The sequence below is a fragment of the Actinomadura rubrobrunea NBRC 15275 genome (assembly GCF_001552235.1).
In the GTDB taxonomy this organism is placed as follows: domain Bacteria; phylum Actinomycetota; class Actinomycetes; order Streptosporangiales; family Streptosporangiaceae; genus Spirillospora; species Spirillospora viridilutea.
Genome location: NZ_BCQU01000012.1, coordinates 78488 through 92431, shown reverse-complemented (window position 1 = coordinate 92431; position 13944 = coordinate 78488). Strand labels below are relative to the sequence as shown.

Genomic DNA, 13944 nt, shown 5'->3' with positions numbered 1-13944 from the left:
GCCCGGGCCGCGCCCCTCACCGCGGCCTCGCCCGCCGCGGGGGCGCCGCCGCGCCGCCCGGCTCGCTCGCCCCCAAGGCTACGGCCCGCCGCGGGCTCAGACGTCGGTGATCGCGGGGAAGGTGCTGGTGACGTCCTCGGTGCCCGCCGGAACGGGGTCGGGCAGGATCTCCCGGATGCGGTCCTGCACGATGCGGCTGATCTCCTGCTGCGGCAGGCTCGCGTCCACCACCAGGTAGCGGTCGGGGTCGGCGTCGGCCAGCTCGCGGAAGCCCTCCCGCACCCGCTCGTGGAAGTCGCGCGGCTCGGACTCCATGCGGTCGGCCGGGGACGCCAGCCGCCCGAGGCCCGTCTCCGCCGGCACCTCCAGCAGCACGGTCAGGTCCGGCACCAGCCCGCCGGTCGCCCACGCGTTGATCCGGGCGATCTCGTCGACCGGCTGGCCCCGCCCGTACCCCTGGTAGGCCAGGGAGGAGTCGACGTACCGGTCGCTGACCACGATGGCGCCGCGCTCCAGCGCGGGCCGGATCACATTCGCGACGTGGTCGGCGCGGTCCGCCGCGTACAGCAGGGTCTCCGCCCGCGCCGACAGCCCGGTGTTCTGCTTGTCCAGCAGCATCGCCCGCAGCCGCATGCCGATCTTGGTGGCGCCCGGCTCGTGCGTGGTGACCACGTCGTAGCCGTGGTCGCGCAGCCAGATCGCCGCCAGCCGCGCCTGGGTGGTCTTGCCCGCGCCCTCGCCGCCTTCGAAGGCGATGAACACGCCGCGGTTGCGCGGGGCCGCCTCCGCGGCGCCCTGCTCCGGCGGCGTGTAGACCTCGCCGCGCAGCGCCGCCCGCAGGTCCGGCAGCAGCGGAATGCCGCGCCGGTCGTCCAGCCTCCGGAACGCCACCAGCCCGGCCGCCAGCGCGAGCACCGCCACGATCAGCAGCACCGCGCCCGTCCCGGCCAGCTCGTACGCCGACCCGAGCTCGTGGTCGCCCAGCGCCCCGGCCGCCGGCGGGAGCGCCGCCACCGCCACCAGCCCGGTCACCAGCGCCACCGCCCGCAGCCGGGCCGACGCCGCGGCCGCCGCGTCCTGCGCCGCGTCCGCCGCCGCACCCGCCAGGCCCGCGGCGGTGGACCACGCCATCCCCGCCGCGACGCCGACGAACGACGTCACGAACGCCGCGACCACCAGGTCCCGCGCCAGCGCGACCACGACCAGCAGCAGCGCGGCCGCCACCACCGCCAGCGCCAGCAGCCGGCGGCGGCTGAACGGGCCGAGCACCCGCGGCCCGAGGAAGATCCCGAACGCCAGCCCCACCGTCAGGCCGACGAGGATCGCCCCGAACCCGGCGTCGCCGCCTCCCATCTCGCGGGCGTGCCCCACGGCCACCGCCGCGATCGCGGCGCACGCCAGCACGGCCGCGGCGACCGCCGGGAACAGCCCGCCCGGCACGGGCGCGCCGCGGAACAGCAGCAGCGGCGGCCACTGCGCGGCCCGCGGCGCCGTCCCCGCCGGCAGCTCGCGCAGCAGGACGACGGACACCGCCGCGCCCAGGAACACCGCGGCCGCCGCGAACAGCGGAAGATCGGCCAGGTCCGCCGTCCGCGCGATCACCGCCAGCACCGCGTACAGCACCGCCGCGACCGGCGCCGTCCCGTAGACGGCGCGCAGCGCCGCGCGGCGCGCCCGCGGCAGGCGCTCCTCATCGACCAGCTCCGGGACGGCCGCGTCCGCCACCGCCGACCACGGCAGCGCCAGCAGCGCCACCAGGAACGCCGCCGCCAGCGTCCACGGCGTGAGATCCACCAGGGGCACCAGCAGCACCAGCGCGAACCGCAGCGCGTCGGCCGCCGTGAGCAGCAGCCGCCCGTCCAGCCGCGCCGCGGCCAGCCCCGCCAGCGGCGCGAGGAACACCGCGGGCAGCACCATCAGCACGAGGACCGCGCCGGCGAGCCGCACTCGGGCGGCCGGATCGTCACCGGCCCCGGCGGCCGCCGCGGCGAGCGCCGGAACGCTCAGCCAGTGGCCGAGCCCGGACAACGACAACGCAAGCCACAACCGGCGGAACGGATCGGTCGACCGCGCACCGGCGGACCCGGCGGCATGCGACGGCGGGAGGGCGCCCGTTCTGGTCATGTTGGTCAGCGTATCGGCGCGGCCATCACGTTGGGGGTACCTCTCGGCAGCGAATCGAAGACGCTTTCCCCGCGCTCGCCCGAACGCCGACGCCGATCACGGAGCGCTCCCGCCCCGCCACGCTCAGGAGCCGGACTTGGCGGACGCGCGGCGCCGGGTCGTCGTCTTCTTGGCGCCCGTCTTCTTCTTGGCGCCGCCGGACGCGGCGACCTTCTCCCGCCGCTCGGTCAGCAGCTCCACCGCCCGCTGCATCGTGATCGTCTGCGGGTCGTCGCCCTGCCGCAGGCTCGCGTTCGTCTCGCCGTCGGTGACGTACGGGCCGTACCGGCCGTTCTTCACCACGATCTTGCGACCGCTCTCGGGGTCCTCGCCCAGCTCCCGCAGCGGCTCGGCGGACGCCGCGGCCCGGCCCCGGCCCCGCTGCTTGGGCTGCGCGAACAGCTCCTTGGCCTGCTCCAGCGTGACCGTGAACAGCTCCTCCTCCGAGCCGAGCGACCGGCTCTCGGAGCCCTTGCGCAGGTACGGCCCGTACCGGCCGTTCTGCGCGGTGACGGTCTCGCCGTCCAGCTCGCCCACCACCCGCGGCAGCGACAGCAGCCGCAGCGCGTCCTCCAGCGTGATCGTCTCCAGGCTCATCGACCGGAACAGCGACGCGGTGCGCGGCTTGGGCGCCTTGGTCCGCTTCTTCTTCTCGCCGTCGGCCGGGGGCGCCTCCTCCGGCAGGATCTCGGTGACGTACGGCCCGTACCGTCCGCTCTTGGCGACGATCACGTGGCCGGTCTCCGGGTCGACGCCCAGCTCCCGGTCGCCGCTCGGCCGGGCGAACAGCTCCTCGGCCTTCTCCGCGGTCAGCTCGTCGGGCGCCATGTCCTCGGGGATGTTGACGCGCTCGCCGTTGCGGTCCAGGTACGGCCCGTACCGGCCGACCCGCACCACGATGTCGCTGCCCTTGATCGGGAACGAGCTGATGCCCTTGGCGTCGATGTCGTCGATGTGCTCGACCAGCGCCTTGAGGCCCTTGTCGCCGTTCTCGCCCTTGTAGAAGCGGGTCAGCCAGCGCACCCGCTCGGCCTCGCCGCGGGCGATCTCGTCGAGGCCGTCCTCCATGTGCGCGGTGAAGTCGTAGTCGACGAGGTTGCCGAAGTGCCGCTCCAGCAGGTTGACCACGGCGAACGCCAGGAACGACGGCACCAGCGCGGTGCCCTTCTTGAACACGTAGCCGCGGTCCAGGATCGTCCCGATGATCGAGGCGTAGGTGGACGGCCGCCCGATCTCCCGGTCCTCCAGCTCCTTGACCAGGCTGGCCTCGGTGTAGCGGGCGGGCGGACGCGTCGAGTGCCCCTCGGCCTCGACCGCGCGCGCCGACAGCGCGTCGCCCCGCTCCAGCGCCGGCAGCCGCCGCTCCTGGTCGTCGCGGTCGGTGGACGGGTCGTCGGCGCTCTCCACGTACGCCTTGAGGAACCCGTGGAACGTGATCGTCTTGCCGGTCGCGCCGAACTCGGCGGTCTCGCCCGCCGCGGACACGCCCCGCACGCGCACCGACACCGAGTGGCCCTGCGCGTCCTTCATCTGGGACGCGATGGTGCGCTTCCAGATCAGCTCGTACAGGCGGAACTGGTCGCCGGTCAGGCCGGTCTCGGCCGGGGTGCGGAACACGTCCCCCGCCGGGCGGATCGCCTCGTGCGCCTCCTGCGCGTTCTTGACCTTGCTGGTGTAGACGCGCGGCTTGTCCGGTACGTACTCGTTGCCGAACAGCGTGGCCGCCTGCCGCCGCGCCGCCGTGATCGCGGTCTCCGACAGGGTGACCGAGTCGGTCCGCATGTAGGTGATGTAGCCGTTCTCGTACAGCTTCTGCGCCACCGACATCGTGTACTTGGCGGAGAAGCCCAGCTTGCGGCTGGCCTCCTGCTGCAGCGTGGTGGTGCGGAACGGCGGGTACGGCTTGCGCGAGTACGGCTTCTGCTCGACCGCCGTGACCTCGTAGGGCCGGCCCGACAGCCGCTCGGCCAGGCCGCGCGCCGCCTCCTCGTCCAGGTGCAGCACGTCCCGGGACTTCAGGGTGCCGTCGGCGGCGAAGTCGCGGCCCTGGGCGACCCGCTTGCCGTCGACCGAGATCAGCCCGGCCTTGAACCGCCGCGGCTCGTCGTCCTTGCCGGTGTCGAACTCGCCGGTGATGTCCCAGTAGTGCGCGGGGACGAACGCGATGCGCTCCCGCTCCCGCTCGACCACCAGCCGGGTCGCCACCGACTGCACCCGCCCGGCCGACAGCCCCTGCTTGACCTTCACCCACAGCACCGGGCTGACCTCGTAGCCGTACAGCCGGTCGAGGATGCGCCGGGTCTCCTGGGCGTCCACCAGCCGCAGGTCCAGGCTGCGCGGGTTGGCGGCGGCGCGGCGGATGGCCTCCGCGGTGATCTCGTTGAAGACCATGCGGTGCACCGGCACCTTGGGCTTGAGCACCTCCTGCAGGTGCCAGGCGATGGCCTCGCCCTCGCGGTCCTCGTCAGTGGCCAGGTAGAGCTCGTCGGCCTCCTTCAGCAGCTTCTTCAGCTTGGCGACCTGCTGCTTCTTGTCGGCGTTGACCACGTACAGCGGGCGGAAGTCGCTCTCGACGTCGACGCCGAGCTTGGCCCACGGCTTGTCCTTGTACTCGGGCGGCACCTCGGCGGCGCTCCCGGGAAGGTCCCGGATGTGGCCGATACTGGACTCCACGACGTAGCCACGGCCCAGGTACCCGGCGATCGTCTTGGCCTTCGCCGGCGACTCGACGATCACCAGGCGGGTACCCTTCCCCCCGCCCTGACCACGCTTCGCAGTGCCGTTCTTGGCTGGCACAGTCGCTCCAACCTCGCTGTCTGGTCTCATTCAACCCGGGTACCTACAACGTCGCACGACTCGACGTCCATGCCCGCGAGTCCCCGCCGCGGCAAACCTCAGACAGGATGACACGTCGCGGCGGCGGCCGGGACACATGGCCGTCGCGGCGGTCCGCCCGACGGCTGTTCTCCTGGCGTTCACCGGGTCATAATGGTCGCAATGGTGGAGTACACCTACCTTGTTCTACGGCTGCCGCGCGGCACCACTCGTGACGTCGCCCGGCAGATCATGACCGAGCACGCGGAGTACGGCGGCTGGGAACTCGACCGACTCCGCCTCTACCCCGACGGAAGCCGTCGAATCCAACTACGTCGGAAGATCATTCGCCAGGTCCGTACGTTCTGACGTCTCCTGTCTCGCCCAGCCGGAGGGTAGCACCGCGTGCCCGCATCCTGACGTGCGGTAACCATAGTCGGCCCAGACCGGCCACCCTCTCCCACAGCCGCCCCCGCCGATAACTCCGACCTCTCTTCTCACGACATCCGCCCCCGCCGTCAGAGCACTCCACCCTCTGCATCAAGGCCCTTTACGGCGCCGGACCCCCATCAGAATTCCTCCGCCCCTAGCCGTTTCGCCACACATTTCCCACCCCACCGCTGCCCCCGCCTACCCCCATTGCCCACAACTCACTCACACCAGCCACCAAAGCCCCACACGCTCACGGCCCCCACACACAGCCGCCCCAGCGCAACACGTTCGAGACGCCGAAGAATGGCCACCCCAGACCCAGTACGGCGGCGAGACGACCTGGAGCCCGGCCGCTCTGCCGACGAGCTGACCGACCTGCTCGCCGGGCATCCGGCGACACCGCTGCCCGCGTGGGCGAACGCCGGGTCGCTGCTCATCAGGGCGCCCGTCCCGAACAGCGCCATGCCCATGCCCATGGTCGCCCCCGAAAGCCATGGGCTCGACACGCTCACCCTCGAGGAGAGGTGACAACACACCACTCGTCCGGAAGACCTGACACGCGGTCATAGGCGCTACAGCCGCGCCCCGTGCCCGCGCCCCCCGACGACTTCGACCACCCCGCCCTGCCCGCCAGGCTCCCGCCGACGCCCTGTACTACGACCGCGTCCGCCTCGGCGAGCTGATCTCGCAGGCGTTGCAGGCCCGCCACGAGCACGACGCCCGTGCGGTTGATCCCGACAGTCGTGGCCTTTTGCGGTCCCCTTGGGGCAGGGCCGACGACACACCGCCGGCTTGGATGCCCCGCACGGTTGTGGCGTAGGTGGAAGCCGCTCGGAGCCGGGCCCTCCCCCGTGCCGCAGCCGGAACGGCCGCCGGGCCGGCCCGTCCGCCAGGTCCATGGTGTGGACGGCGGTCGGGTCCGGCCCGGTCGGCTGATCGGCTTCGTCGGCTCATGAGGTCCGCGGCCTCTCAGCGGCGGTGCGGGGCGGACGCGGCGGACCGCTTCAGCGCCCCGGAGATCGCGGTCCGCGGCACCCGCTCCCGCACCGTGCCGGAGTCGTCGGAACAGGGGGGCGGCGTCGGCCGTCGGGCCCCTCGGCCTCGGGCCGGCCGCCCCTGCCGGTCACGCCGTTCGGCGCGTGATCAGCTGATGCCCTTGCCCAGCGGCAGGACGCCCGGCAGCGGGGTGCTCGCGACGGGAGCCGGCACGTCCTTCACCGGGGTCGCGACGCGCCGCGTCGCCCCGGCGGGGCTCGCGGTGCCCAGGCCGCTGGTCAGCGCCTTCTTCGCCTGGGCGGTGAGCGGCAGGCTCAGCGGAGCCTTCGCCACCGGCTCGGGCAGGGGGCCGGTGGCGCGGTACCCGTAGCCGTAGCCGTACGGGTCGTCCTGGCACACCGGCTCGGAGTGGCCGATGACGGCGGCCGCGTTGCCGCACACGGCGGCGGGGGCCTCCGCGGGGACGGTCACCTGGTTGCCGCCGCCGACGGAACCGCGCCCCGTGGTGTAGCCGCCCGGGGTGTTCGACCCGGTGGCGACGGAGGTGCCCTTGCAGGCCGCGGCCGCGGTCCCGATGAGGGCGGCGGCGTTGCCGCACACGTTGGCGGGGATCTTCACCGGGGCGTGGACCTGGTTGCCGCCCGCGACGGAGTTCCTGCCCGAGGTGCTCTGCCCGCCGCCGGAGCCGGTGCGCGTGTGGGCGCCGCCGCGGCAGAACGCGCCGGTCTGGCCGATGAGCGCGGCGGCGTTGCCGCAGATGCTGACCGGGGCGGCCACGGGCGCGTTGGCCTGGTTGCCGGACAGCACCGAGCGCGTCCCGGACGTCGCCTGCCCGGCGGAGCCGTAGTAGTCGGAGCCGCCGTCGCGGACGGTCGCGCCGCCGTCGCACGAGGCCAGCGCGTTGCCGATCGCGTTGCCGCACACGTCGACCGGAGCGCTGACGGGGGCGTTCACCTGGTTGCCGGAACCGACACCGGACCGGCCGGTGGTGCGCTGCCCGCCGCCGTTTCCGCCGCCGACGACCTTGGCGCCGCCCGTGCAGCCCGCGCCGGCGATGCCGAGGATCGCCACGGCGGTGCCGCAGGCGTTGACCGGCGCCGAGATCGGCGCGTTCACCTGGTTCCCGCCGAGCACGCTGGACCGCCCGGAGGTGCCCTGGCCGCCACCGCCGCCGGTCCCGTTGCCGGTCACCTTGGCGCTGCCCGTGCAGTTCGCGCTGGCGATGCCCAGCAGCGCGATCGCGTTGCCGCAGACGTCGACCGGGGCGCTGATGGGGGCGTTCACCTGGTTGCCGGAACCGACACCGGACCGGCCGGTGGTGACCCGGCTGCCACCGCCGCCGGTCCCGTTCCCGGTCACCTTGGCACTGCCCGTGCAGTTCGCGCCGGCGGTGCCGATGATCGCGACGGTGTTGCCGCAGGCGCTGATCGGCGCCGAGATCGGCACGTTCACCTGGTTCCCGCCGAGCACGCTGGACCGCCCGGAGGTGGCCTGGCCGCCACCGCCGCCGGTCCCGTTGTCGACCCGCGCGCCGCCCTGGGACGAGGCGCCCGCGGTGCCCGCCACGGCGACCGAGTTGCCGCTGATGTCGATCGGCGCCGAGATCGGCACGTTCACCTGGTTGCCGCCGAGCACGCTGGACGCGCCGTTGGTGGTGTCGGCGAGGGCGTCGACGGGAAGGACGGGTCCCGCGCCAAGCGCGACGAATCCCGCGGTCAGCAGCGCCGCACGTGCGGCGGTCCCTTTGGCCCAGGTTCGCATGATGCTCCGTTCGGGGAGATGAACTGGATGGATGGACGATCGAGATCCGCGGGCGCTGACGCGGCGGGCACGTGCCGTGCGCCCGACGCGGCGGTCTCGCGCAGGCGAGGGCACACGCCGCGTCTCGGACGCGTCGCCCCGGATCTCCATGGGGGTGACGTGCCTGCGCTCACCGGCCGCGGGCACCGCGCGTCTGCGCGCGTTCGCGTGCTCGTCTCACCGCGTGAGGGGCACGTTCCCGGTCCGTCCGTCCGGCGCCGGGACGGCGGCCGGACGCGGACCGGAGCTTGGATGACTAGTCAGGTGAGAAGGACGGCTCGTCCACGGCCGTGCGGACGGCCACGGGGATCGAGCGCGGGGCGCGCACCGGCGACCACACGGGCGGCGGCGCCTGCCAGCTCCAGCGGGTGAGGTGCCCGCCGAGCCCGCCTCCGGGCAGCACCGGCCCGGTGGCGCCCGCGAGCGTCCCGACCTGCTGGTCGGGCATGGGGGCCGGGGCCGCCGGGGCGGGCGCCGGAGCGGCGGGAGCCGACCGCCGCGTCTCGGCATGCGCCTCACGGCGCGCCGCGCCGTCCCGCCTCACGACCTGCGCTGGCAGGATACTCGCCCGCCGCTTGCTCGGCTGCGCGGCCGGACGGGGCTTCGTCTCCGCTCGCTCCGCCCGCACCGGCTTCGGCACGGACACCCGTGGCGCGCCCTCCGCGACAGGCGGACGCGGGGACGCCGCGGCGTCGTCCGGACGGGCGTCCGCGTCACCGCCGGACTCACTGCTGATCGGCGTCTCCACGGACGGCGGCTGAGACCGCTCGACGGTGTTCCCGGCCTTTCCCGAGAACGCCGCGGCGACGCCGCGGACGACGTCGTGCAGTCGTCGTCCCGCCTCGCCCTCGGACGGCACGGGCGCGGTGTCGGCGTGCGCCGCCTGCGAGGCGAGGCCGCCGAGCAGCCACCCGGCGACCGCCAGCCCTGTCACCACGACCAGACGACGCAGCCCCCGGCTGAGCGCGACACGGCGCAGCGAAGCGGCGACCGTCCGCAACCGCACCGGGTCGTACGCCACTGGTCCTCCTCAAGACCGGAGTCAAGAGCCCGTCAGCTCACGTCCAGTGACGTTAGCACCACGCAACGCGCTCGCACCGGTTTTCGGGAAACCTTCCCCAAGAAAACTCAGGCGCGGTCGAGGAAACGGTCAAGAACGCGCACGCCGAAACGCAGCCCGTCCACCGGGACCCTTTCGTCCACCCCGTGGAACATTCCGGAAAAGTCCAAATCCGGGGGAAGTCGGAGCGGCGCGAAACCGAAGCAGCGCATGCCGAGCCGGGCGAACGCCTTGGCGTCCGTCCCGCCGCTCAGGCAGTACGGGACGGGCAGCGCCCCCGGATCCTCCGAGGTCAGGGCGTCCTCCATGGCCTGCACCAGGGCGCCCTCGTAGTCGGTCTCCAGCGCCCGGTCGTGGTAGACGAAATCGCGTTCCACGTCCGGTCCGAGCAATTCGTCCACGGTCGCGAAGAACTCATCCTCGTATCCGGGGAGGAAACGCCCGTCGACCTCGGCCGTCGCCTTCTGCGGAATGACGTTCGTCTTGTAGCCGGCGTCCAGCCGCGTCGGGTTGAGCGTGTTCCGCAGCGTCGCCCCGATCATGCGCGCCAGCGGGCCGATCTGCTCCAGGCTCTTCTCCGGCCGCTCCGGGTCGAACGGCACCCCGTACGCCTGGCACGCCCGCTCCAGGAACGCCCGCACCGTCTTGGTCATCCGGATCGGGAACTCGTGCCGCCCGAGCCGCGCGACCGCCTCCGCCAGCGCGGTCACCGCGTTGTCCGGGTGCACCATCGACCCGTGCCCGGCGGTCCCCTTGGCCGTCAGCCGCATCCACGCGATGCCCTTCTCGGCGGCCTCGATCAGGTACATCCGCCGGTCGCCCGGCACGGTCAGGCTGAAGCCGCCGACCTCCCCGATCGCCTCGGTGCACCCTTCGAACAGCTCCGGATGCTCCTTGACCAGCCACTGGGCGCCCCAGACGCCGCCGGCCTCCTCGTCGGCGGTGAACGCCAGCACCAGGTCCCGCTTGGGCCTGCGCCCCTCCCGGAGCCGCTGCCGGACGACCGCGAGGATCATCGCGTCCATGTCCTTCATGTCGACGGCGCCGCGGCCCCACACGCACCCGTCCGCGATCTCCCCGCCGAACGGGTCGCGCGTCCAGTCCTCCTTCTGCGCGGGCACCACGTCCAGATGCCCGTGCAGCAGCAGCGCGTCCCGGCCGGCCTCCTCGCCCTCGACCCGGACGACCACGCTCGCCCGCTTGGGGTGCGATTCCAGTACCCGCGGCTCCAGCCCCACCTCGGCGAGCTTCTCCGCGACGTACTCCGCCGCCCCCCGCTCCCCGGGCCCCGAGTGGTCGCCGGGATTGCTGGTGTCGATCCGGATCAGCTCCTGGCAGAGCCGGACGACCTCGTCCTCCGCGGTCGGCTGAACGGCCACAATGATCACCTTCGCACCTGGGCTCGCGTACCCGACCATGGTGCCCCGCGATCGACTTCGCCGCGAGTCAGGACGTTTGGTATCGTGATTCCGCCGCGGCGATCTGCCGCGTACTCGTCCGGGTGGCGGAATAGGCAGACGCGCTAGCTTGAGGTGCTAGTGCCCTTCACAGGGCATGGGGGTTCAAGTCCCCCCTCGGACACGAACCCGAAGCCTCTACGGTGCGGGTCGAGCGAGCCTCGACCCGCACTTTGCGTTCATCGACGCTCACACCGCCGTCCGGTACCGCGGCCCCACGCATGGTTGTGCCGCCGGCTCCCGGGACCGCGGTTTCAGGTCCGCGCCGAGCATGCGCGCCTGCCACCACTCGTCAGCCCGCGCCCGGCGGCCCCTGGAGGTTCGAAGACCGCGCGTCTCGTGCGACCGGTCCAACGGACGACGCAGACGCCGCCGCGGGACACCGGCTCGTACGACGTCAGACCGCACCGCCGGCAGGAGGCGTCGAGTCAGCAAGGGAGTCAGCAAGGCCGTGTTCACCTCCCCCAGGCCGTCCGGTCCTTCGACGCCCAGGCCGCCGCACCCAGGACGCCCTGCGCCGCTCGGTCTCGAGCCGCGCACGTTCCTGCTTGGCCTCGGTGATCCACTTGATGACCTCGACGGCATCGGTTCCGGCGTCGAGCGCGGCCCGGTACCGGGCGAGCCGGCGGCTGCAGGCGCCGGCTTCTTGGTGATCTCCGCCTCGGCTTCTTGATCCACCTGGGTCGTCTGGGCGGCCAGAGCCGCGATGGTCGCCTCGATGCGTTCCGGTCCGAACGCGGTCGGCAGCCAGGCATCGCTCGGGATCGACGCTTCGGCTTCACGCAGATGGACGACCCGGGGACGGTCGATCTTGTCGGCCGGGGCGTGCTCCTGCGGGAGGCTCCAGCGGCATGCCCGCGGCAGACCGGCCAAGGTGGACCGCCTCCACCAAGGTCGTTCCGATGCCGCACATCGGGTCGAGGACCAACGCACCAGGGCTGGTGAACGCCTCGATCACGCGGGCGGCCAGGGCGGGAAGCATCTTGCCCGGCTGCCGCATCGACTCAGGCAGATAGCGGCCTTTGCGTTGTCGGGCATGACGGGCCTCAGGCCTGCTTCCACGTGCGCGAAACGACGTCGTTCAGCCCGGTGAGCAGCTCGCGGAACGGCCTGTCGGCGCCGAACGCGTCGGCCAGCGGCGGCATCGGCCGGTCCCGTCCGGACGCGCGGGTCCAGGACCGCGACGGGCCGGTTCGAGGAAGGGGCGGCGTCGGATCATCCGCGAAGTCTGACGAGCTCACCAGGCAGGGCGCGTTGAGGCGGTCGCGGCACCCGAGGCAAGTTGGCGACATCGTGTTGATATCTTGCCGACATGCCGTCGATAAAGAAGCGGGTGTGGGGCTGATGTTCCTCGCCGTTCGTGAGCTGCGGTTCGCCAAGGTCCGGTTCGGGCTGATGGGAGCCGTCGTAGGGTTGATCGCGGTCCTCATGGTCATGTTGTCCGGGTTGTCGGTGGGGCTGGTCAGGGACGGGGTGTCCGGGCTGCAGAACCTGCCGGTCACCTCGTTCGCGTTCGAGCGCGGCGTCCAGCACGACTCCGCCTTCTCCCGGAGCGTGGTGAGGATGTCCGCCGTGGACGTCTGGCGGGGCCGGCCGGGTGTGGCGGAGGCGGCCCCCTACGGCAACACGCTCATCAACGCCAAGAGCGACCGGGGCGTGGAGATCGACCTCGCGCTGTTCGGGGTGGCGCCGGAGTCGTTCCTCTCGCCCGAGGTGAGCAAGGGCTCGCGGCTGAGCGACGCGGACGGCATCGTCGTCAGCGGCACGGCGCTGGACGCCGGCCTGAACATCGGTGACACGATCACGGTCGACCGGCTCGGGACGAAGCTGCGGGTCGTGGGCGCCACCGCGGGGCAGGACACCTTCGGTCACGTCGACGTGGCCTATGTGCCCCTGCGAACCTGGCAGCTGATCAAGGCCGGGGTGGCGCCGGGCGACCCCGTGCCCGCGCACGCCACTCAGGACATCACCGCCGTGGCGGTGCGCGCCAAGCCCGGCGCCTCCGTCGACCTGGCCGCCGGAGACGCCGCCGCCGGCACCGAGAGCCTCACTCTGAAGGAGTCCTTCGGAGCCTCGCCCGGCTATACGGCCGAGACGTCCACGCTCCAGCTCATCCAGGGATTCCTGTACGTCATCTCCGCGCTGGTCGTCGGGGCGTTCTTCGCGGTCTGGACCATCCAGCGCAAGCACGAGATCGCCGTGCTGCGCGCCATGGGGGCGTCCAGAGGGTGGCTGCTACGCGACGCACTCGCCCAGGCGTTCATCCTGCTGCTGGCCTCCGTCGCGGTCGGCGCGGGGATCGGTGTCGGCCTCGGCTCGCTCATCACCGGGGGAGGCGCGCCGTTCGCGCTCAGCGCGCCCAGTGTCATGACCGCCGCCGCGGGGCTCGTCCTGCTCGGGCTCGTCGGCGCCGGGACCGCCGTAGTCCGGATCGCGTCCATCGACCCGGCCACCGCCCTCGGAGGAAACCGATGACCGACCAGGCCACGCCCGCCGCCGAAGCGCAGGAAGGCGCCACCGGCGCGCCCGACCGTCCGGGACTGCACATGGAGGGGGTCTGCCTCCAGCACGGCGACGGCACCGAGACCGTGCAGGCCCTCGACAACGTCGACCTCGTCGTTCGCCCCGGCGAGCTGGCCGCGATCGTCGGCCCCTCCGGCGCCGGCAAGTCGAGCCTGCTCGCGGTGGCCGGCGGCCTCGCCCGCCCGGACCGGGGCACGGTCACGGTCGCCGGGATCGACATCACGGCCGCCAGTGCCAGGACCAGGGCGAAGCTGCGGCGCGAGCACATCGGGTTCGTCTTCCAGTCCGGCAACCTGGTCCCGGCGCTCACCGCCCTCGACCAGCTCCGGCTGCCGCTGCGGTTCCGGCCGCGCCGCGAGCGTTCCGGCCGCTCCGCGCTCGCGCTGCTGGAGGACGTGGGGATGGCGGACAAGGCCGACCGGTACCCGCACCAGATGTCCGGCGGGGAGCGGCAGCGGGTCGGCATCGCCCGGGCCCTGGTGACCGGGCCGAGCGTGCTGCTCGTCGACGAGCCCACCGCCGCCCTGGACCGGGCGCGCAGCCACGACATCGTCCGGCTGCTCGCCCGCGAAGCCCGGCAGCACCACGTGGCGGCCGTCATGGTGACCCATGACCACGACGTCCTCGAACACTGTGACACCGTGTACGAGATGATCGACGGGCGACTGGCCGCACTCGGCTGACGGGCAGTCCCGCCAG

At 73.0% G+C, this 13944-nt stretch carries 10 protein-coding genes and 1 tRNA gene; 5 read left to right on the top strand and 6 right to left on the bottom strand.

Annotation, left to right across the window (positions count from 1 at the left end; genetic code table 11):
* Nucleotides 1-96: 96 nt before the first annotated feature.
* Nucleotides 97-2124: a dTMP kinase gene (gene tmk / locus AR3_RS05860; protein ID WP_067909582.1), complete on the bottom strand. Its 2028-nt coding sequence runs from the start codon at nt 2122-2124 to the stop codon at nt 97-99.
* 123 nt (nt 2125-2247) lie between these two features.
* On the bottom strand, nt 2248-4959 hold the full coding sequence (topA, locus tag AR3_RS05855) for a type I DNA topoisomerase (RefSeq protein WP_067909579.1): 2712 nt from the start codon (nt 4957-4959) through the stop codon (nt 2248-2250).
* 201 nt (nt 4960-5160) lie between these two features.
* Here topA and AR3_RS05850 point away from each other — a divergent pair, with 201 nt between their 5' ends.
* Nucleotides 5161-5346: a DUF5703 family protein gene (locus tag AR3_RS05850; RefSeq protein ID WP_067909618.1), complete on the top strand. Its 186-nt coding sequence runs from the start codon at nt 5161-5163 to the stop codon at nt 5344-5346.
* Nucleotides 5347-5712: 366 nt separating this feature from the next.
* Nucleotides 5713-5937 (top strand): hypothetical protein, encoded by a 225-nt coding sequence (locus AR3_RS05845; protein ID WP_067909576.1) that lies wholly within the window; start codon nt 5713-5715, stop codon nt 5935-5937.
* A gap of 615 nt (nt 5938-6552) precedes the next feature.
* Here the strand turns inward: AR3_RS05845 and AR3_RS05840 are convergent.
* The 3 genes from AR3_RS05840 to AR3_RS05830 all read right to left on the bottom strand — a co-directional run bounded on the left by AR3_RS05840 (nt 6553) and on the right by AR3_RS05830 (nt 10644).
* Entirely contained in the window at nt 6553-8166 is a 1614-nt protein-coding gene (locus tag AR3_RS05840; protein WP_067909573.1) for a chaplin family protein, read from the bottom strand.
* 295 nt (nt 8167-8461) lie between these two features.
* Nucleotides 8462-9226 carry a hypothetical protein gene (locus AR3_RS05835; protein ID WP_067909571.1) on the bottom strand — a complete coding sequence of 255 codons (765 nt, stop codon included), beginning with the start codon at nt 9224-9226 and terminating at the stop codon, nt 8462-8464.
* Between the two features lie 107 nt (nt 9227-9333).
* Nucleotides 9334-10644: a M20/M25/M40 family metallo-hydrolase gene (locus tag AR3_RS05830; protein ID WP_227023250.1), complete on the bottom strand. Its 1311-nt coding sequence runs from the start codon at nt 10642-10644 to the stop codon at nt 9334-9336.
* Between the two features lie 116 nt (nt 10645-10760).
* Here AR3_RS05830 and AR3_RS05825 point away from each other — a divergent pair.
* Nucleotides 10761-10846: transfer RNA gene (locus AR3_RS05825), tRNA-Leu, on the top strand.
* Nucleotides 10847-11500: 654 nt separating this feature from the next.
* Here AR3_RS05825 and AR3_RS29370 read toward each other — a convergent pair.
* On the bottom strand, nt 11501-11722 hold the full coding sequence (locus AR3_RS29370; protein ID WP_083950985.1) for a DNA methyltransferase: 222 nt from the start codon (nt 11720-11722) through the stop codon (nt 11501-11503).
* A 344-nt stretch (nt 11723-12066) separates the two neighbouring features.
* Here AR3_RS29370 and AR3_RS05820 point away from each other — a divergent pair, with 344 nt between their 5' ends.
* Together AR3_RS05820 and AR3_RS05815 are read left to right on the top strand one after the other, a co-directional pair.
* Nucleotides 12067-13197: an ABC transporter permease gene (locus tag AR3_RS05820; protein WP_067909615.1), complete on the top strand. Its 1131-nt coding sequence runs from the start codon at nt 12067-12069 to the stop codon at nt 13195-13197.
* On the top strand, nt 13194-13928 hold the full coding sequence (locus tag AR3_RS05815) for an ABC transporter ATP-binding protein (RefSeq protein WP_067909564.1): 735 nt from the start codon (nt 13194-13196) through the stop codon (nt 13926-13928). Before AR3_RS05820 ends, AR3_RS05815 begins: the two co-directional genes overlap by 4 nt.
* The last annotated feature ends 16 nt before the right edge of the window (nt 13929-13944 follow it).

Bases quoted from the DNA above. Each gene is read 5' to 3' on its own strand.
- tmk (WP_067909582.1), bottom strand. From the start codon at position 2,124: ATGACCAGAACGGGCGCCCTCCCGCCGTCGCATGCCGCCGGGTCCGCC.
- AR3_RS05850 (WP_067909618.1), top strand. From the start codon at position 5,161: ATGGTGGAGTACACCTACCTTGTTCTACGGCTGCCGCGCGGCACCACT.
- AR3_RS05845 (WP_067909576.1), top strand. From the start codon at position 5,713: ATGGCCACCCCAGACCCAGTACGGCGGCGAGACGACCTGGAGCCCGGC.
- AR3_RS05840 (WP_067909573.1), bottom strand. From the start codon at position 8,166: ATGCGAACCTGGGCCAAAGGGACCGCCGCACGTGCGGCGCTGCTGACC.
- AR3_RS29370 (WP_083950985.1), bottom strand. From the start codon at position 11,722: ATGCGGCAGCCGGGCAAGATGCTTCCCGCCCTGGCCGCCCGCGTGATC.
- AR3_RS05820 (WP_067909615.1), top strand. From the start codon at position 12,067: ATGTTCCTCGCCGTTCGTGAGCTGCGGTTCGCCAAGGTCCGGTTCGGG.
- AR3_RS05815 (WP_067909564.1), top strand. From the start codon at position 13,194: ATGACCGACCAGGCCACGCCCGCCGCCGAAGCGCAGGAAGGCGCCACC.